Here is a 21277-nt window from a genome sequence, read left to right as displayed (position 1 = left end):
CCAAACGCACCGAAATCACTGAGCCAGGGAGTGCAGCCAGGCTTCGTGCAGGCTCGCGTAATGCCCGGAGCCACGGATCAATTCGGCCGGTGCACCGTCCTCGATCACCCGGCCGCCGTCGACCACCAGCACCCGGTCGGCCACTTCGACGGTGGACAGTCGGTGCGCGATCACCACCGCGGTGCGGTTGGTCAACACCGTGCGCAGCGCGCGCTGCACCATGCGTTCACTGGGGATGTCCAGCGACGAGGTGGCTTCGTCGAGAATCAGCACCGCCGGGTCGGCCAGGAACGCCCGCGCGAAGGCGATCAGTTGGCGCTGTCCGGCCGAGAGCCGACCGCCGCGCTTGGCGACGTCGGTCTGGTACCCGTCGGGCAGCGCGGCCAGGAATCCGTCGGCGCCGACCGCGCGGGCTGCCGCGCGCACCTCGGCGTCGGTGGCGTCCGGGCGTCCGAATCGGATGTTGTCGGCGACGGTGCCGGAGAACAGGAAGTTCTCCTGGGTCACCATCACCACGTGTCGGCGCAGTTCGTCTTGGGCCACCGCGCGCAGGTCGACGCCGTCGAGCGTGACCACACCCGAGGTGGGGTCGTAGAACCGGGCGATCAGTTTGGCGATCGTGGTCTTGCCGGCCCCGGTGGCGCCGACGACGGCGACGGTTTGTCCGGCCGGGATGCTCAGGTCCAGCTCCGGCAGCACCGGGCGGTCCGGGGTGTAACCGAATGTCACCCCGTGGAATTCGATGTCGCCGCGCACCTGGCCCAGCGGCGTCGGGGTCGGCGGGTCGGCGATGGCCGGCTGCTGGGCCAGCACCCCGGCCAGTTTCTCCAGCGCCGAGGCCGCCGACTGGAACGTGTTGAAGAACTGGGTGATCTCCTGCATCGGCTCGAAGAACATCCGCAGGTACAGCAGGAAGGCCGCCAACGTGCCGATGGTCATCTCGCCGTTGAGCACCCGATAGCCGCCGTAGAGCAGCACGATCCCGGTGGTCAGGTTGCCCACGAGTTTGACCCCGGGCATGAAGATCGCCACCAGTTTGAAGGTCTTCTCGTTGATGTCGCGGTAGCGGTCGGCGACCTCGTCGAAGATCTCTTGGTTGCGCGGTTGGCGCCGGTAGGCCTGCACGGCTTTGATCCCGGTCATGGTCTCGACGAACTGGACGATCACCAGTGCCGCGCTCTCCCGCACCTCGCGGTAGGCCTTCGCCGACTCGGACCGGAACCAGGCGATCAGCGCCACCAGGAACGGGAACACCGCCAGGCACATCAGACCGAGCCGCCAGTCCAGCACCACCAGCAGCACCGCGGTGCCCACCAACGTCAACGCGGCGGTGATCAAACTGTCGAAGCCGTTCTGCAGCATCTCCTGGATGGCGTCGATGTCGTTGGTGGAACGGCTCACCACCCGCCCCGAGGTGTAGCGGTCGTGGAAGGCCACGTCGAGGCGGCCGAAGTGCCGAAACAGTCTGCGCCGCAACTCCAGCAGGACCTTCTGGCCCACCTGCCCAGACCGTTTCAAAAACGCCATCCGGGTGAGCGCCTGCACGCTGACCACGGCGCACAGCGCCAACACGATCGTGGTCAACTCGCGGGCCGATCCCCCCTCGGCGATCGGCGGGATGCCGCGGTCGATGCCGCGCTGCACCAGAATCGGGACCGACAACCGCGCGGCGTTCTCCAGCACCACGACGAGTGCCAGCACGGCGACCGTCACCCGGAACGGGCGTAGCAACGAGAACAGCAGGGCGCGGGCCTCCCGGCGCCGGGGCACCGTCTCGTCGATCGGGTGGTCCTGCGCGTCGGGTTCGTCGAACTGACCGCGCCACCGCGGTTCGGTCCTGGGCTCAGGCGTACTCACAGCCGCTTGGCCTTCTCGAACTCGTCGCGCAGCCGATCGAGTTCGTCGTCGCTCTCCCAGGTGGTTTGGTGCTCCAGATCGTCTTCGAGCTCGTCGTCGGCGGCCAGCAGGTCGCGGTAGCGCGGCACCGTGGCCAACAACTCGGCGTGCGGGCCGATCGCCGCGATGGTGCCGCCGTCGAGCAGCGCAACCCGGTCGGCCAACAACACCGTCGAGGCCCGATGGGCCACCACGATCCCGGTGACCTTGCCCAGCACCCGGCGCAGCGCCGCGGTGACCTCGGCTTCGGTGTGCACGTCCAGCGCCGACAAGGTGTCGTCGAGCACCAGCACCGCGGGCTCGGCCAGGACCGCACGGGCCAACGAAAGTCGTTGCCGCTGACCACCGGACAGGCTCATGCCCTGCTCACCGATCCGGGTGTCCAGACCGTAGGGCAAGTCGTAGACGAAGTCCGCGGCGGCGATGTCAATCGCCCGGGCCACCTCGTCCGCGCCGGCATCCCCTGCGGGCCGGCCGAGCTCAAGGTTCTCGGTGACCGACATGGAGAACAGCGTCGGATCTTCGAAGGCGGTGGCCACCGCCGAACGCAACGTCGCCAAACTCAGGTCGCGGATGTCCACCCCGTCGATGAGGATCTGTCCCTCGGTGACGTCGTAGAGCCGCGACAGCAGCGCCACCAGTACCGACTTGCCTGAACCCGTGGCACCGACCAGCGCCACCGTCTCGCCCGGCTCGACACTCAGATCGACGTGGCGCAGTACCCAGGTGTCCGAGTCCGGGAAACGGAAGCCGACGTCGCGCAGTTCCAGTCGGCCGCGCCGCGGCGCCTGCTCGATCGGGCCGTCGGTGATCACCTGCGGTTCGTCGAAGATCTCGACGATCCGGTCCGACGCCGTCATCGCCTCCTGCATCATCGACAGCAGGAAACCCAGTGAGGCGATCGGCCACACCAGCGACAGCATCATCGTGATGAAGGCGACCAGCGTGCCCATCGTGACCAGGCCGTGTCCCGCGGCGTAGGCACCGAAGCCCAACACCACGATCAGGGTCAGATTGGGAATGACCTCGAGCAGCGTCCAGAAGTGCGCCGACACCCGCACCTTGCGTACCTGCAGGTCATAGAGTTCGCGGGCCTCGCGGTCGAAGCGGTCGAAAACGTACTCGTCGCGGCCGAAGGCCTTGACCAGCCGCACCCCGAGCGCCCCCTCCTCGACGTGCGTGGCGACCACCCCGGCCTGGTCCTGCGCCTCCCGGGACAACCGGATGAACTGCCGCTCGAAGTGCAGCACGGTCACCGCGATCGGCACGATCGACACCAGCACGACCACCCCGAGTGGCCAGTACATGGCCAGCAGAATCGCGGTCACCACCACGATCTGCAGCGTGTTGAGCAGCAGGAACACCACACCGAAGGACAGGAACCGGCGCACCGTGGCCAGGTCGTTCATGATCCGGGACAGCAGCTGACCGGACTGCCAACGGCCGTGGAACGACATCGGCAGGATCTGCAGCTTGGCGTAGAGGTCCTTGCGGATGTCGGCTTCCACACCCATGGTCGCCCGGGACACCAACCACCGCCGGATGAACCACAGCACGGCTTCGGTGACGCCGACGGCCAGCGCTGCGGCGCCCAGAACCCACAGACCGGACAGATCCTGGTGCCGCACCGGGCCGTCGATCACGGCCTTGGTCATCAGCGGAATCGCGATGGTGGCGGCCAGGCTGGCCACCGCCACCACCAGCATGGTGATCCAGCGCAACCGGTAGGGCAACAGGTACGGCAGCAGCCGCAGCAGGTCGGAGTAGCTGCGGATCCGCTGCGGCGCCGCGGCGACCCGCGGCTCCGCACGCCTGGCTGTATCCGTCACTGAACTGGTATCGATTCTCACCCGTCGACCGTTTCCTGCCAGACTCAACAGTCGGCACGGTACCGGTCTTCCCGGCAGGTCACCGGGTGTGCCACCGCCCGGGCGGCAGGCTCAGGCGGCGTCCAGCTTGTCGGCGATCGCGCGCAGGGCCACCAGGCCCTGGTCCACCAGGTCGACGCGGCAGGCCTGCAGATCGATGACGACGTTGTTGCGGGCGGTCAGGCCCCGCTGGCAGCGCCAGTTGTTGACGTCGTCCTTGGTGGTGATCACCGACAGCACACCGTCCTCGTCGCTGATCTGACCGAACGTGGTGTGTTGCTCCGGCAGGTCGTCTGACAGCTTGGCGTCGAAGGTGCGGCCCGCGCACGCCTGCCACCGCACCTGTTGATCATCGACGGACTTCTGGGCTTCCGCCGGGGTGCCGAAGGTGATGAGTGCCTGGTTCAGCACGAACAGCGCGCGCGACGGGTTGTCCTGCAGCAACTGGACCCGGCCGGCTTTCCAGCCGGTACCCGCGTAGGCGACGTACTGGCCGGGAATGAACACCGTCGCGCATTCGTGGAAGAACTGTTCGGCCGTCGGATCGGTGGCCGGTTGGTTGACCGTAGCCGTGATCGTCAGGGTCGGAGCGCCCAGGATGTCGGCGGCCTCGGCCGGTGTCAGCAGCAGATTCGGCAGTTTCGAGGCCATGATCGGCTCAGCGGTACCCTCGGTGGCCTCAGCGGCCTCGGCGGCCACCGGATCCGGCTCCGCGGCATCCGGACCTGAGGGCAGCAGCACGGTCGCGCCGACCGCCAGCACCACCACGGTCGCCAGCGCGCCGGCCACCGCCAGCCACCGGCCGCGTCTGCTTTTCTGCGCAGTACCCCGCGGCGGGACCGGCGGCACCGACGGCGACCAGACGGCGATCGGCGTGGTGGGGGCCGAAGGTCCTGGGAAATCGACGGTTTCGGCCAGCGAAGCGCCCGGAGCCGCGACCTCACCGAGCGCCTGCGCGGCGGCGGCCGCGAGTTCGCGCGCCGAACCGAACCGCTGCGCCGGATCCTTGGCCATCGCGGTGGCGATCACCGCGTCCATCCGCGGCGACATGCCCCGCACCCGGTCGCTGACCGTTGGCGGTGCCGCGTGCAGGTGTGCGGCCATCACCGCGGCGATTCCGTTCGGCGATGCGAACGGGGCTGCACCGGTGAGCATTTGGTACAGCGAACAGCCCAGCGAATAGATGTCGGCCCGGGCGTCCACCGGCTGACCGGTCAACACCTCGGGTGCAGCGTAGGCGATGGTCGCCATCACCGAACCGGTTGCGGTCAATCCGACGTCGCCGAGCGCACGGGCAATCCCGAAGTCCCCCAACAGCACTCGCTCTTCGGAGTCCGAACCCCCGGACAGCAGGAAGTTGCCCGGCTTGACGTCGCGGTGCAGCACGCCGCGCTGGTGCGCGTAGTCCAGCGCCTTGGCCACCTCACCGACGATGTGCACAGCGCGCGCCGGTGTCATCAACCGGGCCCGCACCACCGCGTCGGCGTCGGCACCGTCGACGAACTGCATGGCGATCCAGAGCTGGCCGCCGAATTCGCCGCGCTGGTGCACCGACACGATGCTGGGGTGGTCCAGCGCGGCGGCGACGTCGGCCTCGCGCAGGAACCGGGCCCGGAAGTCCGGGTCGGCGGGGAGTTCCTTGGACAGCACCTTGAGCGCCTCACTGCGCGGCAGGTCGGGGTGGCGGGCCAGGTAGACCGTGCCCATCCCGCCGGTGCCCAGTTGTCGCTCGATGGTGTATCCGGCGAACACCGTGCCCGGGTGCAGCGTCACGTCAACGGCTCCTCACCGATCACCATCAGTTCGGGATGTTCGGGGCGATCGCGTTGACCAGGTCCACCGCCTGGCCGCTGACATCGGTCCGGCAGGCCCGGGCTTCGATCAGGATGTTGTTGCGCACCGTCATCGCACGATCACAGCCGTACTTCGGGTTGAGTACACCCTGCTGCTGGATCGAGGCCACGCCGTCGGCCTCGACGACATCACCGAACACGAAGGGTGTGCCGGCGGTCGTCACGCTGCGCCCGGCGCAAGCCCGCCAGCCGTCCAGTTGCTGCTGGTAGACCTGCTGCGCGGCGTCCCGGCTGGGGTAGGAGACCACACCGTCGAAGACCACGATCGGAGCGGTGGGATCCGGGCTCTGCAGGATCCGAGTCGCCGCCCGGGTGGGTTCGGTGTCGCCGAGCACCACCTGCTGCAAGGGCGCCCACGCCCCGTAGCACTCCGGGGCGTCGATCAGTGCACTCTCGTTGAACGGGGCCAGGGCAGGCACGAAGGTGCCGGTGAACGGCACCGCCGAACCGACGACGTCGGCGACATCGGACTCCGGCACCAACAGCGCGGTGGAGGCCAGGATCGGCGCCGCCGGTTCGGCGGCTTGTTCGGTCTGGGTTGCGTTGGCCGACCGGTCATTCAACGCCGCCCAGGTGACGCCGGCGACCAGCAGTGCACCGACCAGCACCCCGGCCACCACCGCGGTCCGCCGCGCTGCGGAGCGCGGTGCCACTACGGCCGTCGCGGCCGTGGTGGTGGGATAGTCGAGCGTCCCGAACCGTTCGGTGGGCGCCGCCCCCGCGGGCGGTGCATCCGGTCGGACGACCGGGATTTCGGTGGTCGGCGCCGAGCCGAAGTCGGGTTGGGCGCCGACCGCCGGCGCGGCGGTGCGCACCTGCACCCGGCGTACCGTCAATGCGATGGTCACGATGCTGCCGAGCGCGAGGGCCAACAGGACCAGCCACCAGTTGACGCCGGTCATCGGCGTGCCCCCGTCTCGGTGGTCAGCGCCGCCTGATGAGCACTGGTGGGTTTGATCGCTGCCGCCAGAACGACCCAGGTGATGCCGGAACCGATCAGGAAGGCGGCCAGGTAGCACAGCCACGGGATGATCAAGTTCATAGTGTCAAGCTCCTAGCTGAGCCGAATCATGACGCGGCGGTTCTTTTGCCGCCCGTCCTCGGTGTTGTTGTCGGCGATCGGTGTGGTGGCACCCTGGCCGACCACTTCGAGCCGTTCTGCAGCCACGCCGTTGGCGATCAGCACGTCCGCCACGGCCTGGGCCCGGCTCTCGCTGAGCGCCTGATTGCCGGCCTCGTCGCCGGTGTTGTCGGTGTGGCCGATGACCGTGAGCCGGACACTCGGGCAGGCCGCCAGCTTGCCGGCCAGCGGGATCAGCGCCTGTTCGAACTCGGGGTTCACGGTGGTCTCCCCGACGCCGAAATACGGCGGTGTGCCGGTCAATGTAGTGAGCAGCTCGGTGGCCAGGGTGTTCGCGCAATTCTCGTCTGCCGGCGCAGGGGTCGCGGGGTCCTCCGGCGCAGGGGTCGCGGGGTTCTCCGGCGCAGGGGTCGCGGGCGTCGCTTCCGGCGTTGTGGCAGTGGCTGTTTCGTCGATGTCGATCTGGTTGACCACGGTCAGACCCGGCCAGACCGCGGCCACCGCGTCCTGCACGGCTTGGGAGTCGGCTTCGCTGATGGCCGTGCCGCGTAGCGCGATGCTCGAACCGTCGACCACGAATCCGAACTTCGGAAGCTGTCGGCCGGCCTCGAACACCGGGCCGGCATCGGTGAAGTCCAGCCCGGTGACCGCGGCGGTGACCTGCGGGTCGACCCCGACGTTGGCGACGACGTTGACGTCCCCGGCCGCGGTCTGCAACGAGTCCACCAGACGCTGCTTGGCGTCCTCGGTGGTCAGCACGCCGTTGGCGGTGATCCCGTCGTCGCCGAAGCTGACGGTCAGCGGCCCGACGTTGATCGGCTCAGCCGGGGCCGAGGTGGCCACCGTGGTGTCCTGCGCTCCGCGGCTCTCCGAGACCCCGAAGCCGACCCCGGCGATCAGCAGCGGAACCGCGACGGCGCCGGCCAACCAGGCCAGCCCTGGCCGGCGCCGGTAGTAGGTCGTGCGTGACTGCGTCATGCGTCCTTCTCCTCTGGTAGCCACCATGGCCGGCAGCCGGAAATTCAGCGGTCGACGCACCACACTGAGCAGCCATTCCGCGTTCGCGAAACGCGCCTACAACCATCCGACGACCCAGATGAACGCGGATTTGCCGACTTTGCGGGCCACCGCATGTCGGTGCGGCGCAGCGACGCCGCACCGCACCTCCCGCGTCCGGACGTCACGGTCAGGCAAAATGGCGGGCATGGACAGTGCTGCCTCTCCCCGGGTCTTGGTGGTCGACGACGACGCCGACGTGCTCGCCTCGCTCGAACGCGGACTCCGACTGTCCGGTTTCGAGGTGTCGACCGCCGTCGACGGCGCCGAGGCGCTGCGCCGGGCCACCGAGACCCGTCCCGATGCGATCGTGCTGGACATCAACATGCCGGTGTTGGACGGGGTGTCCGTGGTGACCGCGCTGCGCGCGATGGACAACGACGTGCCGGTGTGTGTGCTCTCGGCCCGCAGCTCGGTCGACGACCGGGTGGCCGGTCTGGAGGCCGGCGCCGACGACTATCTGGTCAAGCCTTTCGTGCTGGCCGAGTTGGTGGCGCGGGTCAAGGCGCTGCTGCGCCGGCGCGGGTCGGCGGCGACGTTCTCGTCGGAGACCATCACGGTGGGCCCGCTCGAGGTCGACATCCCGGGCCGGCGGGCCCGGGTCAACGGGATGGACGTCGATCTGACCAAGCGTGAGTTCGATCTGTTGGCGGTGCTGGCCGAGCACAAGACCGCGGTGCTGTCCCGCGCCCAGTTGCTGGAACTGGTGTGGGGTTATGACTTCGCCGCCGACACCAACGTGGTCGACGTGTTCATCGGCTATCTCCGCCGCAAGCTCGAAGCCAACGGTGCACCCCGGTTGCTGCACACCGTGCGCGGTGTCGGTTTCGTGTTGCGCAACCAGTAGCCAGATACCACAGCGCCGGCCGGACCCGAGGGTCGCGGCCGGCGATCTGCGGTCGGCTACTTCTTCTTGATGTTGATGTCCCAGCGTTGGAACCCGGCCTTGCGCGCGGTTTCCTCGTCCCGGAACCAGACCTCGGCGATGGTCTGTTCATACGACGGGCTGTCGGTCGTGTGGTAAAGCATCGAGTCCTCGTTGCCCTTGATCGAATAACCACTCGGACCGGTCTTACCGCCGGACTTCAGCCGCACCGAGCCCGCACCGAAGGGGGCTTCGTCGGCGATCTCGACGTCGCCGGTGCCGCCGGTCAGCTTGGCCGCACCCGCGGCCCCGGCTGCGGTCGCCGCTCCGGCGGCCGCGGCCTTCTTCACGTCGACGTCGGGTGTCTCAGCTTTCGCAGTGCTGATCACCTCGGTGCGTTCGACGTCCACCTCGGGGGTCTGGCCGGTCGGAGCCGCGACCTTGGGGGTTTCGACGGTGGGTGATTCCACCTTGGGCGCCTTGACATCTGGCGTCTTGGCTTCGGGCGCTTTGACCTTGGGTGCGTCGACGTCCACGCCGGGACCACGTCCCAGCGCGGCGTAGATCGGGACTTCACGGGTGACCCGCCGGATCATGAACGCGAAGGTCAGCAGTAGGCCGAGGACGAACGACAGGACCATCAACCACCAGTTCACGTCGCTCATCCCCGTACTCCGATCTCACGTGACCCGGGTAGATCCGCGAAGGCTTCTTCCTCGCTGGTCCGCCGCACCGTCAGGACCGTGATCACCCAGGCAACCAGGCTGCCGACCACGAACGCCACCAGGTACCAAATCCATTGGATGAGGAAATCCATGTCCAATTCTCCTTAGTTGACCGTGATCTCGACGCGACGGTTCTGGGCCTTGCCCTCCGCGGTGTCGTTGCTGGCGACCGGGTTGGCCGACCCGTGCCCCTTTGAACTGACCGCATCGGCCGCAACACCCTGTGCCACCAGGTAATCGGCCACCGACTTGGCCCGGTTCGTGCTCAACGGAATGTTGATCGCGTCATTGCCGGTGTTGTCGGTGAAGCCGTCCACCGAGATCCGGGCGCCCGGGCAGGCCGTGATCTTGTCGGCCACCACACTGAGCATCTGCTGGGAACCGGAGGTCAACGTGAAACCGTCGGTCTCGAAATTGATCGGCGCATTCAATGCAGAACCGATGTCCGCCTGCAGGTTGTCGCAACCACCCGCGGGTGCGGCCGGCGTGGTCTCGGTGGGCGACGTCGTGGTTTCGGCGGGCGAAGTGGTCGGCGCGGTCGTGGCGACCTGAATCTGGTTGTCGATCGTGGCATTTGGCCATGCCGCCTTGGCTGCGGCCTCGACTCCGGCCTTGACCGCGTCATTGGGCGCCCGCCCGGACAGCGTCAAGATGCCGTCGGCGAGATCCCAGTTGAAATCCGGGATGTCGATCGCCGCGCGCAGCACGCCCTCGATGCCCGACAGATCCGGCGCCTCGACCCCGGCCTTGATGTTCAACCGGTCAACCAGGTTGATGTTCGCACCGAAGATGCCGCGCAACCGGTCGAACAGACCGTCTCGAATCGAGATGTCCGGAAGGTCACCGGTGAGAGTGAAATCGTTGCCGTTGCGCACGATCGAGAGCAACCCGGCGAGCGACGGCAGGTTGGCGTCAGGCGCTGTCACCGACGGAACGGTGAGAGTCGGACTGATGTTGGGCGTCGCCACGTCGACGTCCTTGGACTGTCCGCCCAGACCCCAGCCCAGTAATCCGAGCAAGAGCGGCACGGCCAGCAATGCCAACCACCAACCCGGACCGAGCCCGCGGCGATAAAACCGTGATGTTGGTCGCCAACCTGTGATCGTTCGGGTTTCATCGGGATCCGGCATGGGACCTCCATCGTCAACTGTCGTGATTTTGCTCACGCGAACGATCGAAGCCTAAGATAAATCCGATCGGATAAGGGCCTGTTCCACCCGAAACGGAGACCAAAAACTTTCGGTCGAGACAATTCCGCCTTTCGGATCACGGAATCGTCAACGCGTGCCCAACAGGTCGATGACGAAGATCAACGTCTTGCCGGACAGTCGGTGTCCGGCACCGGCCGGACCGTAGGCCTGCTCGGGCGGAATGGTGAGCTTGCGCCGTCCGCCGACCTTCATCCCGGGGATACCGTCCTGCCAACCCTGGATCAGCCCACGCAGCGGGAATTCGATGCTCTGGCCGCGATTCCAGGAACTGTCGAATTCTTCTCCGGTGTCGTATTCGACGCCGACGTAATGCACCTCGACCGTGCCACCCGGCACCGCTTCGGCACCGTCGCCAACCACCAAATCCTCGATGAGCAACTCGCTCGGGGCTGGGCCGTCGGGAAACTCAATCTCGGGTTTTTCCGTCATTGCATAGACATTAGACCGTCGTCGACGAGTCGCGGTGAACGCCGTGAGATTCCCCCAATTCGGTCGCCCGGCCCTCGTCGCACCGCACACTGGTGCGGTGGGACCGACCTGTGACTACGACGTCGTCGTGGTCGGCGGCGGCCACAACGCACTGGTGGCCGCCGGGTACCTGGCCCGTGCGGGGCTGCGGGTGCGGGTGCTGGAACGCGACCGAACCGTCGGCGGTGCCGCAGTGTCGGCCCGAGCGTTCCCCGGCGTGGACGCCCAACTGTCGCGCTACTCCTACCTGGTCAGTCTGCTGCCGGCACAGATCTGCACCGATCTGGGCGCCACCGTCCGGTTGTCGCACCGGCGCTATGCCAGCTACACCCCCGATCCGGTCACAGCGGGTCGAACCGGCTTGCTGATCGGTGGGTCCACCGACATCGGGAACCCGTTCGCCGCGGTTGGCGCCGGGTCCGACCGGCCCGGCTTCGATCAGTTCTACGCCCACGCCAGTGATGATCACCGAGCCGTTGTGGCCCAGTATGATTCAGCCCCTACCGCGGCGTTCAAAGTTGTTGCGACGGGTCACCGCCACCGGCGCAGACGGTGCTCGGGCCTGGCGCGAATTCATCGAGCAGCCGATCGGCTCGGCCATTATCGCCGCGGCGCACCACGACCTGGTGCGGGGCCTGATCGCCACCGACGCGCTGATCGGAACCTTCGCAGCACTCGATGACCCGAGCCTGGTGCAGAACGTCTGCATGCTGTACCACCTGCTCGGCGCCGGCACCGGAGCCTGGCACGTGCCGGTCGGCGGGATGGGCGCGGTGACCGGCGCGCTGCATGCCGCGGCAGCCCGCCATGGTGCCGAGATATCCTCCGGCACCGAGGTATTCAGCATCACGCCGGACGGCGAGGTCAGGTACCGAAACGACTCGGCCGAGCATCGGGTCACCGGCCGCTACGTGCTGTGCGGCACCACCCCCACGGTGCTGGCCGAGTTGCTCGGCGAGCCGCCCGCCGCGCCGGTGCAGGGCGCCCAGCTCAAGGTCAACCTGATGCTGCACCGCCTGCCCCGGCTGCGTGACCCGACGGTGCGACCCGAGCAAGCGTTCGCCGGTACGTTCCACATCAACGAGACCTTCGACCAACTCGACCGGGCCTACCGCCAGGCCGCCGCCGGCCAGATCCCCGACCCGCTGCCCTGTGAGATCTACTGCCATTCATTGAGCGACCCGAGCATCCTGTCGCCGCAGTTGCGCGCCGCCGGTGCGCACACCCTGACGCTGTTCGGGCTGCATGTGCCGCACGCCTTGGTCACCGGTCAGGACCTGGGGAGCCGACGCGACGAACTCACCGAGGCTGCGCTGCGGTCACTGAATTCGGTTCTGGCCGAACCGATCCAGGACGTGCTGATGACCGATGCCGACGGCCGGGCCTGCGTCGAGACCAAGACCACCGCCGATCTGGAACGGGCGCTGAACATGACCGCAGGCAACATCTTCCACGGCGGTCTGGTCTGGCCGTGGGCCGACGACGACGAAGCTCTGGACACCCCGGCGCAGCAGTGGGGCGTGGCCACCGACCACGACCGGATCCTGCTGTGCGGCTCGGGCGCCCGCCGCGGTGGTGCGGTTTCCGGTATAGGCGGCCACAACGCAGCCATGGCGGTGCTGGCCGGACCGATCTAATGTGCGCCGATCAGCGGCGCCAGTCGCTCCGCCGAGCGCAGCGCGGTTCGCGAGGTGGAGTACCACCCCAGTACCAGGACCACCACACCCAGCCCGGCGCACACCCACCACAGCGCATCGGCATATTCCACGAAGTGCTCGTCCGGAGCTGAGATCGCCGCTGCGGCAATCGATCCGCACAGCGCCACGCCGAGGCTGATCCCGATCTGCCGGCTGGTGGTGGCCACCGCCGAGGCCGCCCCGGCGCGGTCCAACGGCATACCGCTGACCGCGGCCGTGGTGATCGGCGCATTGACCAACGAGAACCCGATGCCGAACACCGCGAAGATCACGATCAGCTGCCACACCGCGGTCTGGGCGGTCATGAAACTCATGGCCACCGCGGACGCGGTGAGCAGCACACCCGCCGCCACCAGCGACGGCCGCCCGCCGTACCGACCCACCAACCGGCCGGACAAAGGGGAAAAGACCAAACTGCCCACCGCCAACGGCAGATACAGCAGACCGGTCTGCATTGCGCTGTAGCCGCGGTAGCTCTGCAGATACAGCGACATCATGAACAGGAACGCACCGTAACTGGCGAACGTGCAGATCGCGATCACGGTGGCGCCGGTGAACGGGATGCTGCGGAAGAACCGCAAGTCGATGAACGGCTCCGGGTGCCGCGACTCGTAGACCACGAACCCGGCCATGGCGGCCGCCGCCAGGACGAACATGCCCAGCACCATCGGATCGGTCCAGCCCCGCGCGGGTCCTTCGATCAGCGCGAACACCACGCCCAGCAGCGCGGCCATCCCCAGCAATTGACCGACCGGGTCGAAGGCCCGTGGTGTGGCCGCCTTGGTCTCCGGGACGACGATCGCGGTCAACGTCACCGCCAGTGCGCAGATCGGCAGGTTGATCCAGAACACCGAACGCCAGTCCACGTACTCGATGAGCGCGCCACCGGCAATCGGGCCGAGCGCCAACGAGATACCGACCACCGCACCCCACACCCCGATGGCGCGGGCGCGCTCCACCCGGTCGGTGAACACCTGGGTGATGATCGACATCGCCACCGGGTTGAGCATCGATCCGCCGACGGCCTGCACGAACCGGGCCGCGATCAGCAGTTCGGCCGACGGCGCCAGGCTGCACAGCAGGGAGCCCGCGGCGAAGCTCGTCAAGCCGATCTGGAACACCCGTCGTCGGCCCCAGCGGTCGCCGGCCGCGCCCGCCAGCAGCAGCAGCGACGCCAACACCAGGGTGTAGACGTCGATGACCCACTGCAGCTCGGCTGCCGATGCGTCGAATTCCGTTCGGATGGAAGGCAATGCGACGTTGACGATGGTTTGGTCCATCGTCACGATCAGCAGGCTCAGACAGCACGTCGCCAAGATGATTCTCTTGCGCAGTGCGCTCAGCTCACCGACCACGGTGGGCACCGACTCTGGCGTCGGCGTTCGGTGCGGGCGCCGGCTAGCGGGATTCCAGCGCGGCGTAATCGCGCTCGGTGTAGCCGGTGTAGATCTGCCGCGGGCGGCCGATCTTGTTGGGCTCCGAGTGCATCTCACGCCAGTGCGCGATCCAGCCGGGCAGCCGGCCGAGCGCGAACAGCACGGTGAACATCCGGGTGGGGAAGCCCATCGCGCGGTAGATCACGCCGGTGTAGTAGTCCACGTTCGGGTAGAGCTTGCGCTCGATGAAGAAGTCGTCGCTCAGGGCGATCTCTTCCAGCGACTTGGCGATGTCGAGCAGTTCGTCGTCGCCACCCAGCTTGGCCAGGATCTTGTCGGCCTGCTCCTTGACGATCCGGGCACGCGGGTCGTAGTTCTTGTAGACCCGGTGGCCGAAGCCCATCAGCTTGACGCCGTCTTCGCGGTTCTTGACCTTGCGGACGAAGTCCTTGACGTCGGAGTGCTCGCTGCGGATCTTCTCCAGCATCTCGAGCACGGCCTGGTTGGCGCCGCCGTGCAGCGGACCCCACAGCGCGTTGATGCCGCCGGAGATCGAGGTGAACAGGTTGGCCTGCGACGAGCCGACCAGGCGCACCGTCGACGTCGAACAGTTCTGCTCGTGATCGGCGTGCAAGATGAGCAACATGTCCAGCGCGCGGACGATCTCGGGGTCGACCTCATAGGGCTCGGCCGGGAACCCGAACGTCATCCGCAGGAAGTTCTCCACCAGGGTCAGCGAGTTGTCCGGGTACAGGAACGGCTGGCCCTCGGACTTCTTGTAGGCGTACGCCGCGATGGTAGGCAGCTTGGCCAGGAGCCGGATGGTGGACAGCTCCACCTGGGCGTTGTCCAGCGGGTCCAGCGAGTCCTGGTAGTAGGCGCTGAGCGCGTTGACCGCGCTGGACAGCACCGGCATCGGGTGCGCGTTGCGTGGGAAGCCGTCGAAGAACCGCTTGAGGTCCTCATGCAGCAGGGTGTGCCGCTGGATCCGGGTGGTGAAATCCGTCAACTGCTCGGCGGTCGGCAGTTCACCGTAAATCAGCAGGTAGCTGACCTCGATGAAGGTCGACTTCTCGGCGAGCTGCTCGATCGGGTAGCCGCGGTAGCGCAGGATCCCGGCGTCGCCGTCGATGTAGGTGATCGCCGACTTGGTCGAGGCAGTGTTGACGAAGCCGCCGTCGAAGGTCGTGTAGCCGGTCTTCGCCAGCAGCGAACCCAGCGCGAAGCCGTCGGATCCCTCGGTCGCTTGGACGATGTCCAAGTCGATCTCGCCCCCCGGGTACCGGAGGGTGGCGGTGTCGAGGGTGGAATCGTCAGCCACAACATCCCCTTCTGCGCTCGTCAGCTGCATCAGTGCGGTCAGTACGCCGCTCGTACCTAGGAAAGGTAGTCGCTCAGGCCACGGCGCGCCGCGCGGGGGTTGGCGGTCATGGCCGCCGCTACCCGCCGAGCACCGCGCTGCGCCGCGGCAATTCCGCGGTCAACGCCGTGAACTGGTCGAACGCCTGCTCGATCCGGTCGACCATGATTTCGGCGCCGATGTCCGGGCCGTCAGGGTTGGCGCCCAGGTCACCGCAGGCAGTGATCATGATCGCGGTCCACACCGCGATGATCAGCTCCAGCTTGCGGTCCCCGGGGTCCAGGTCGAGGCGGGCCGACAACGCCTTCGCCATCGAGACCGGCCGGAATTCATTGGCCGCCATCTTCAACTCCGGGGTGGAGTTGATGATCCGCAGCATGAGCCTGATGCTCTCGCTGCTGACACCGTCGACGCGGCCGCTGGGGACCCGGGCCAGCACGTCGACGTGCGCGCGCCGCATCGCCTCTAGCGCCGGTACGTCCGCCGGGATGCCGGCCAGGCCGACCGCCACCGCCTCCACCAGACCGTCCAGCAGCGTCATCATCACCGCGTCCTTGGTGGCGAAGTAGCGGCTGAAGGTGCGCGGTGAGACGTCGGCGACCGCAGCGATCTGCTCGACGGTGGTGTTGGCGTAGCCCTGCTCGAGGCACAGCCGTACCGCGGCATCGATCAGTGTGGCGCGGGTCTGTCGCTTCTTGCGCTCACGCAGACCGACCCCGTTCTCCGTCGGGCCTCCAGGCACAGCAGCATCGTAATCGGTGACCCGCACCCAACTTTGTCCGGTTCCGACAATTGGCATTTCCCGTCTATTTGATGCTGTCGGTGCCAGCACCAGGAACACGCCCTGCAACCGTCCGCGCAGTCCGATCGGCGCCAGGCAGGTCAGGGCATCGATCAGGTAGCACGTGGCCAGCGTCAGCGAACAGCCTCACGGCTGCAGGCGCTCGACGCGCCGCGCACCCTCTGCCCCGCTCACCCGGATTCGGTTGTGCAGCCGATCTTCTCGGCCCTGCCAGAACTCGACGACCTCGGCCGCCACCCGGTAGCCACCCCAGTGCGGCGGCACCGGTACGGCGTCCAGTCCGGCAAACCGGTCGGTGACCTCGGCCAGTTGCTCGAGCAGCGCCGCCCGGGACGGGATCGGACGTGACTGCTGTGAAGCCCAGGCCCCCAGCTGGGATCCGCGCGGCCGTTTGGACCAGTACTCGGCGGTCTCCTCGGCGCTGACCTTGGTCACTGCGCCACGCACGTGCACCTGCCGACCCAGCTGGTACCAGGGGAAGGTGACCGAGGCGTACGGCGTGACCGCGAGGTCCTCACCCTTGGCCGAGTCATAGTTGGTGAAGAACGTGATGCCGGTTTCCGTCACGCTCTTGCACAACACGCTGCGGGTGACCGGTCGGCCGTCGTGCACGGTGGCCAACACCATGGCGTTGGGCTCGGCCACACCGGCTTGGTGCGCATCCTGAATCCACTTGTGCAGCAACGCCAACCAGCCGTTGACCGGGTCAGCACCCAACCACTCGACATCGAGGTCGGGACTGCCGTCACGCTCGGTCGCGCCGTACTCGGCACGCATCGCGGCCAATGCCACATCGTCGGGTCTCACCACCCGGATAACGCTACGCTGCGGCGCTGTTACCAGTCGGTAGGTTGGCCGCCGGGCCGCGGTGCGACAATCAGCGCATGACTGCGTTGCCGAAGGACTTCACGCCCGGCCTCGAGGGCGTGGTGGCATTCGAAACCGAGATCGCCGAACCCGACAAGGACGGTGGTGCGCTGCGCTATCGCGGCGTCGACATCGAAGATCTGGTGGCCGAGCGGGTGACGTTCGGCGATGTCTGGGCGTTGCTGGTGGACGGCCGATTCGGAGACGGCCTGCCTCCGGCCGAACCGTTCCCGCTGCCCATCCACACCGGCGACGTGCGCGTCGACGTGCAGGCCGGGTTGGCGATGTTGGCCCCGATCTGGGGTTATGCCCCGCTGCTGGACATCGACGACCAGACCGCACGCGAGCACCTGGCCCGCGCGTCGGTGATGGCACTGTCCTACGTGGCCCAGTCCGCGCGCGGTATCTATCAGCCTGCGGTACCGCAGCGCCTGATCGACGAGTGCCCCACCATCACCGCGCGGTTCATGACCCGCTGGCAGGGCGAACCGGATCCGCGGCACATCGAAGCCATCGACGCCTACTGGGTGTCGGCCGCCGAGCACGGCATGAACGCATCAACCTTTACCGCCCGGGTGATTGCATCCACCGGCGCCGACGTCGCGGCCGCGCTCTCCGGGGCGATCGGCGCGATGAGTGGACCGTTGCACGGCGGCGCCCCGGCGCGGGTGCTGCCGATGATCGAGGAAGTCGAACGCACCGGCGATGCACGCGCGGTGGTGACCGGCATCCTGGATCGCGGCGAGAAGTTGATGGGCTTCGGCCACCGGGTGTACCGCGCCGAGGATCCACGGGCCCGTGTGCTGCGGGCCACCGCCAAGCGGCTGGAATCCCCGCGCTACGAAGTGGCCGCAGCCCTGGAACAGGCCGCGCTCGCGGTGCTGCGGGAACGGCGCCCGGACCGGGCCATCGAGACCAACGTGGAGTTCTGGGCCGCTGTGATCCTGGACTTCGCCGGTGTGCCGCCGGCCATGATGCCCGCGATGTTCACCTGCGGACGGACTGCCGGGTGGTGCGCGCACATCCTCGAGCAGAAACGGCTCGGCAAGTTGGTGCGGCCGGCCGCGGTCTACGTGGGGCCGGCACCGCGCCGCCCCGACGCGGTCGAAGGTTGGGACTCGATCAAACGCTGAACCCAACCGCGTTGAGTTAGCGCTCTAGCCCAACCCGTTGAGTTAGCGCGCTAACCCAACCCGTTGAGTTAGAGCTGAGGTAGGGAATCTCGCGGCGGATCGCTACCTGGATTCTGAACCGATGCGTGCGGGGCGTCGCGATGAGTTTTCCCGGTGTCGATGGTCTATCTGCATGACCGTTCACTCCACACCAGGAACCAGGAGAACACCATGGCCATCGACAACACTCCGATGCTGGTCCCACACCTCGTCGTCGACGACGCCGCAGCCGCGATCGACTTCTACGTGCGGGCGTTCGGTGCCACCGAGATGTCGCGCATCCCGGGCCCGGACGGCAAGCTGCTGCACGCCTGCGTGCAGATCAACGGCGCACCGGTCTTCCTCAACGACGACTTCCCCGAGGCTTGTGGCGGCGCGCCGTCGACGCCCACCGCGCTGGGTGGCTCATCGGTGACGATCCATCTGCACGGACCGGACGTCGACGGTCGGTTCCGGCGGGCCGTCGAGGCCGGTGCCACCGCGATCGCGGAGCCGGAAGAACAGTTCTGGGGCGACAAGTACGGGCTGCTGCGCGATCCGTTCGGACATCAGTGGTCGTTGGCCGAGTCGGTTCGCGAAGTCGACTACGCCGCGATGATCGAGGAGATGTCGCAAACCAGCTGAGCTGTCGCGGGGCCGACGATTGAGGCCTGCGTGGCATCAGACGTCGCGAGTGGGGAATCCCGCGGCAACGCTGGTCGCGAGTGAGGAGCCTGTGCGTAGCTCCTCACTCGACACCGCCCGGCATACGTCATTCCTCGCTCGGCACGGCCAACCCGCCCAGTGAGGAACCACGCACAAAAATGTCGCCCAGTGAGGAACCAGGTACCTGCCCACCGCCGAGTGAGGAACTACGCACACAAAGTGCGAGTAACCCTGTGCGTCACTCCTCACTCGGCACGACGCGGGTACGCCATTCCTCACTCGACGCTGCACGACGTACGCCATTCCTCACTCGACGCCGCCCGGCATGCGCCATTCCTCACTCGACACCGCACACCCACCGAGTGAGGAACCACGCACAAAAATGTCGCCCAGTGAGGAACCAGGTACCTGCCCATCGCCGAGTGAGGAACCGCGTACACAAAGTGCGAGTAACCCTGTGCGTAGCTCCTCACTCGGCATGGAGCAGCGACGTGATTCCTCACTCGAGGCAGAAAAGCTGCGTGATTCCTCACTCGAGGCAGAAAAGCGACGTGATTCCTCACTCGAGGTTCTGGGGACCTGCGTCATTCCTGACTCGGCATGGGCACCGACGTGATTCCTCACTCAAGGTCGGAAACTGGCAGCAAGCCGCCGGACCGACCGACCGGGCTCAACCGCGCAAGGTGGCCAGGATGCGTTCCCGCACGGTGGGTTTGGGTGCCGACTTGACCACGGCGAGCATCTCGTCGATCGAGGTGAATTTGTCGCGCGGGCGCAACCCGCCACCGCGGGCGATTTCGGCGGCATCGATCGCGCGCCAGCCCGCAGCGTCGACCAGTTCGGGCTGGCGAGCACGCACCAGCTTGTCCAGCGCGGCGCCGCGGGAGCGCGGGTCGGTCAGCTGCCCGGCGTTGTAGTCGTCGACCAGCTGTTGCACGGTCTGCTGCGCACAGGACTTGTTGGTGCCGATGAACCCGGTCGGTCCACGCTTGATCCAGCCGGCCACGTAGGTCCCAGCCATTCCCTCGACTCGCCCACCGTCGTTGGGCACCACGCCGGCGTGCTCGTCAAACGGCAGACCGGTGATCGCCTTGCCGTGGTAACCGATCGAGGTCAACACCAATCCAGCTGTCAGACGGTGGGTTTGGTCAGTCCCGGTGCGGACGAAGTCGATGCCGTCAGCCGGACTGCCGGTGATCCGCGCCGGGGTCAACCGGTACGCGAATCGGATCACCGGCTTGCCGCCGGCGGCGGTATCGGGCAGCTTGGCCAGCAGTTCGAGCTTTTGCCGGGTCAGGGTGTCGGTCGCGGTGGCCAGGTCGGCATGCACCAGTTCCCGATCGCCCGGATCGAGCACCACCTGCGCGGTGTTGGTCAGACCGATCAACTCGGGCAGCGTGAACGCCGAATCGGCCGGGCCGCGGCGCGCGGCGACGACGACTTCGCGCACCCTGGAGCGGCGCAGCGCGGCCAGCGCGTGGTCGGCGATATCGGTGCGGGCCAATTGATCTGGGTCGGCGGTCAGGATCCGCGCGACATCCAGAGCGACGTTGCCGTTACCGATGATCACCACGCGTTCGTGGTCGAGGTCGATCGGCAGGTCGACGTAGCCGGGGTGCCCGTTGTACCAGGCCACCACTTCGGTGGCGGTGGCCGTGCCGGGCCCGCCCATCCCGTCGACGTCGAGCCGCCGGTCGTTGGGCGCACCCACGGCGTACAGCACGGCATGGTGATGTTCGAGCAGATCGGAATGCGAAAGGTGCCGGCCCACTTCGACGTTGAGGTAGAACGCGAAGCCCTTGCGGTTGGTGATCTGGTCGAACAACCGGGTCACCCACTTGGTGGACTGGTGATCCGGAGCCACCCCCGCGCGCACCAACCCGTAGGCAGTGGGGAGTTTTTCGAACACGTTGACCCGCACACCGGGTTGGGTCAGCAGTTCGTCGGCCGCGTACATCGCAGCGGGCCCGGAGCCGACGATCGCCACCGTCAACGGGGCGCCGCCGTGGTCGATACGCGGGGCCGGCAGCACCGGAGCCAGCTTGGAGGTGGGTGGCACCTTGTAGCCGGCCGGACGCTCCGGATAGAACGCGGCGTTGATCTCCACGAACGGCAATTGCTCAGGGGCCAACCGGGATTCGGGCGCAATCGCACCCACCGGGCAGGCGCTCACACAGGCGCCGCAATCCACACAGGCGTCCGGGTCGATGTAGAGCATTTCGGTGGTGGCGAATCCGGGCTCATCCGGCGACGGGTGGATGCAGTTCACCGGGCAGGCATAGACACAGGACCCGTCGCTGCAACACGACTGGGTGATCACGTGAGGCATCGGCGC

At 67.4% G+C, this 21277-nt stretch carries 18 protein-coding genes and 1 pseudogene; 4 read left to right on the top strand and 15 right to left on the bottom strand.

Going from position 1 to position 21277, the window contains the following annotated elements; translation table 11 throughout:
• Positions 1-15: 15 nt before the first annotated feature.
• From AC5Y3P_RS01190 to arfA (AC5Y3P_RS01165), 6 genes are all read right to left on the bottom strand, one after another.
• Complete coding sequence (locus AC5Y3P_RS01190; protein ID WP_500044052.1) at positions 16-1857, bottom strand: ABC transporter ATP-binding protein; 1842 nt, start codon at positions 1855-1857, stop codon at positions 16-18.
• The gene (locus AC5Y3P_RS01185) at positions 1854-3725 is read right to left on the bottom strand and encodes an ABC transporter ATP-binding protein (RefSeq protein ID WP_500044051.1); all 1872 of its coding nucleotides are present in this window, start codon (positions 3723-3725) and stop codon (positions 1854-1856) included. The genes AC5Y3P_RS01190 and AC5Y3P_RS01185 overlap by 4 nt, the downstream gene beginning before the upstream one ends.
• Positions 3726-3836: 111 nt before the next feature.
• Complete coding sequence (locus tag AC5Y3P_RS01180; protein ID WP_500044264.1) at positions 3837-5471, bottom strand: serine/threonine-protein kinase PknH/PknJ; 1635 nt, start codon at positions 5469-5471, stop codon at positions 3837-3839.
• A gap of 91 nt (positions 5472-5562) precedes the next feature.
• The gene (gene arfC, locus AC5Y3P_RS01175; RefSeq protein WP_500044050.1) at positions 5563-6519 is read right to left on the bottom strand and encodes a channel accessory protein ArfC; all 957 of its coding nucleotides are present in this window, start codon (positions 6517-6519) and stop codon (positions 5563-5565) included.
• Positions 6516-6659: a channel accessory protein ArfB gene (gene arfB / locus AC5Y3P_RS01170; RefSeq protein ID WP_500044049.1), complete on the bottom strand. Its 144-nt coding sequence runs from the start codon at positions 6657-6659 to the stop codon at positions 6516-6518. Before arfB (AC5Y3P_RS01170) ends, arfC (AC5Y3P_RS01175) begins: the two co-directional genes overlap by 4 nt.
• Before the next feature lie 12 nt (positions 6660-6671).
• A complete protein-coding gene (gene arfA, locus AC5Y3P_RS01165; RefSeq protein ID WP_500044048.1) occupies positions 6672-7676 on the bottom strand; it encodes a channel-forming protein ArfA/OmpATb in 1005 nt (334 codons plus the stop codon).
• A 217-nt stretch (positions 7677-7893) separates the two neighbouring features.
• Between arfA (AC5Y3P_RS01165) and prrA the strand changes: the two genes are divergently transcribed.
• Positions 7894-8601 carry a two-component system response regulator PrrA gene (gene prrA, locus AC5Y3P_RS01160; protein ID WP_500044047.1) on the top strand — a complete coding sequence of 236 codons (708 nt, stop codon included), beginning with the start codon at positions 7894-7896 and terminating at the stop codon, positions 8599-8601.
• Between the two features lie 56 nt (positions 8602-8657).
• Here the strand turns inward: prrA and arfC (AC5Y3P_RS01155) are convergent, their stop codons facing one another.
• The 4 genes from arfC (AC5Y3P_RS01155) to AC5Y3P_RS01140 all read right to left on the bottom strand — a co-directional run bounded on the left by arfC (AC5Y3P_RS01155) (position 8658) and on the right by AC5Y3P_RS01140 (position 10984).
• Complete coding sequence (gene arfC, locus AC5Y3P_RS01155) at positions 8658-9284, bottom strand: channel accessory protein ArfC, sunset domain variant (protein WP_500044046.1); 627 nt, start codon at positions 9282-9284, stop codon at positions 8658-8660.
• Positions 9281-9436 carry a channel accessory protein ArfB gene (gene arfB, locus AC5Y3P_RS01150; protein ID WP_500044045.1) on the bottom strand — a complete coding sequence of 52 codons (156 nt, stop codon included), beginning with the start codon at positions 9434-9436 and terminating at the stop codon, positions 9281-9283. The genes arfC (AC5Y3P_RS01155) and arfB (AC5Y3P_RS01150) overlap by 4 nt, the downstream gene beginning before the upstream one ends.
• A 12-nt stretch (positions 9437-9448) precedes the next feature.
• Entirely contained in the window at positions 9449-10474 is a 1026-nt protein-coding gene (gene arfA, locus AC5Y3P_RS01145; RefSeq protein ID WP_500044044.1) for a channel-forming protein ArfA/OmpATb, read from the bottom strand.
• 147 nt (positions 10475-10621) lie between these two features.
• A complete protein-coding gene (locus AC5Y3P_RS01140) occupies positions 10622-10984 on the bottom strand; it encodes an FKBP-type peptidyl-prolyl cis-trans isomerase (protein WP_500044043.1) in 363 nt (120 codons plus the stop codon).
• Between the two features lie 97 nt (positions 10985-11081).
• On the opposite strand from AC5Y3P_RS01140, the pseudogene AC5Y3P_RS01135 reads away from it, so the two are divergent.
• Positions 11082-12660 (top strand): annotated as a pseudogene (locus AC5Y3P_RS01135) (phytoene desaturase family protein).
• Here the strand turns inward: AC5Y3P_RS01135 and AC5Y3P_RS01130 are convergent.
• The 4 genes from AC5Y3P_RS01130 to pdxH all read right to left on the bottom strand — a co-directional run bounded on the left by AC5Y3P_RS01130 (position 12657) and on the right by pdxH (position 17035).
• Positions 12657-14084: an MFS transporter gene (locus tag AC5Y3P_RS01130; RefSeq protein WP_500044042.1), complete on the bottom strand. Its 1428-nt coding sequence runs from the start codon at positions 14082-14084 to the stop codon at positions 12657-12659. The pseudogene AC5Y3P_RS01135 and the gene AC5Y3P_RS01130 overlap by 4 nt on opposite strands.
• Positions 14085-14118: 34 nt before the next feature.
• Positions 14119-15417, bottom strand: a complete 1299-nt coding sequence (locus AC5Y3P_RS01125; protein ID WP_500044041.1) for a citrate synthase — start codon at positions 15415-15417, stop codon at positions 14119-14121.
• Positions 15418-15535: 118 nt separating this feature from the next.
• A complete protein-coding gene (locus tag AC5Y3P_RS01120; RefSeq protein ID WP_500044040.1) occupies positions 15536-16198 on the bottom strand; it encodes a TetR family transcriptional regulator in 663 nt (220 codons plus the stop codon).
• Positions 16199-16384: 186 nt separating this feature from the next.
• On the bottom strand, positions 16385-17035 hold the full coding sequence (gene pdxH / locus AC5Y3P_RS01115; protein ID WP_500044263.1) for a pyridoxamine 5'-phosphate oxidase: 651 nt from the start codon (positions 17033-17035) through the stop codon (positions 16385-16387).
• A gap of 107 nt (positions 17036-17142) precedes the next feature.
• Here pdxH and AC5Y3P_RS01110 point away from each other — a divergent pair, with 107 nt between their 5' ends.
• Positions 17143-18258 carry a citrate synthase 2 gene (locus AC5Y3P_RS01110; protein ID WP_500044039.1) on the top strand — a complete coding sequence of 372 codons (1116 nt, stop codon included), beginning with the start codon at positions 17143-17145 and terminating at the stop codon, positions 18256-18258.
• A 210-nt stretch (positions 18259-18468) separates the two neighbouring features.
• Positions 18469-18921, top strand: coding sequence for a VOC family protein (locus AC5Y3P_RS01105; protein ID WP_500044038.1), 453 nt, complete (start codon positions 18469-18471; stop codon positions 18919-18921).
• Between the two features lie 691 nt (positions 18922-19612).
• Here AC5Y3P_RS01105 and AC5Y3P_RS01100 read toward each other — a convergent pair.
• The gene (locus tag AC5Y3P_RS01100; RefSeq protein WP_500044037.1) at positions 19613-21271 is read right to left on the bottom strand and encodes a 4Fe-4S binding protein; all 1659 of its coding nucleotides are present in this window, start codon (positions 21269-21271) and stop codon (positions 19613-19615) included.
• Between the last annotated feature and the right edge of the window lie 6 nt (positions 21272-21277).

The organism is Mycobacterium sp. NGS45 (assembly GCF_059812645.1).
This window is presented reverse-complemented; position numbering and strand designations above follow the sequence as displayed.

Coding starts and splice junctions, on each gene's coding strand:
- AC5Y3P_RS01180 (WP_500044264.1), bottom strand. CDS start 5,471: ATGGGCACGGTCTACCTGGCCCGCCACCCCGACCTGCCGCGCAGTGAG.
- arfC (WP_500044050.1), bottom strand. CDS start 6,519: ATGACCGGCGTCAACTGGTGGCTGGTCCTGTTGGCCCTCGCGCTCGGC.
- arfB (WP_500044049.1), bottom strand. CDS start 6,659: ATGAACTTGATCATCCCGTGGCTGTGCTACCTGGCCGCCTTCCTGATC.
- arfA (WP_500044048.1), bottom strand. CDS start 7,676: ATGACGCAGTCACGCACGACCTACTACCGGCGCCGGCCAGGGCTGGCC.
- prrA (WP_500044047.1), top strand. CDS start 7,894: ATGGCGGGCATGGACAGTGCTGCCTCTCCCCGGGTCTTGGTGGTCGAC.
- arfC (WP_500044046.1), bottom strand. CDS start 9,284: ATGAGCGACGTGAACTGGTGGTTGATGGTCCTGTCGTTCGTCCTCGGC.
- arfB (WP_500044045.1), bottom strand. CDS start 9,436: ATGGATTTCCTCATCCAATGGATTTGGTACCTGGTGGCGTTCGTGGTC.
- arfA (WP_500044044.1), bottom strand. CDS start 10,474: ATGCCGGATCCCGATGAAACCCGAACGATCACAGGTTGGCGACCAACA.
- AC5Y3P_RS01140 (WP_500044043.1), bottom strand. CDS start 10,984: ATGACGGAAAAACCCGAGATTGAGTTTCCCGACGGCCCAGCCCCGAGC.
- pdxH (WP_500044263.1), bottom strand. CDS start 17,035: ATGCGTGCCGAGTACGGCGCGACCGAGCGTGACGGCAGTCCCGACCTC.
- AC5Y3P_RS01110 (WP_500044039.1), top strand. CDS start 17,143: ATGACTGCGTTGCCGAAGGACTTCACGCCCGGCCTCGAGGGCGTGGTG.
- AC5Y3P_RS01105 (WP_500044038.1), top strand. CDS start 18,469: ATGGCCATCGACAACACTCCGATGCTGGTCCCACACCTCGTCGTCGAC.
- AC5Y3P_RS01100 (WP_500044037.1), bottom strand. CDS start 21,271: ATGCCTCACGTGATCACCCAGTCGTGTTGCAGCGACGGGTCCTGTGTC.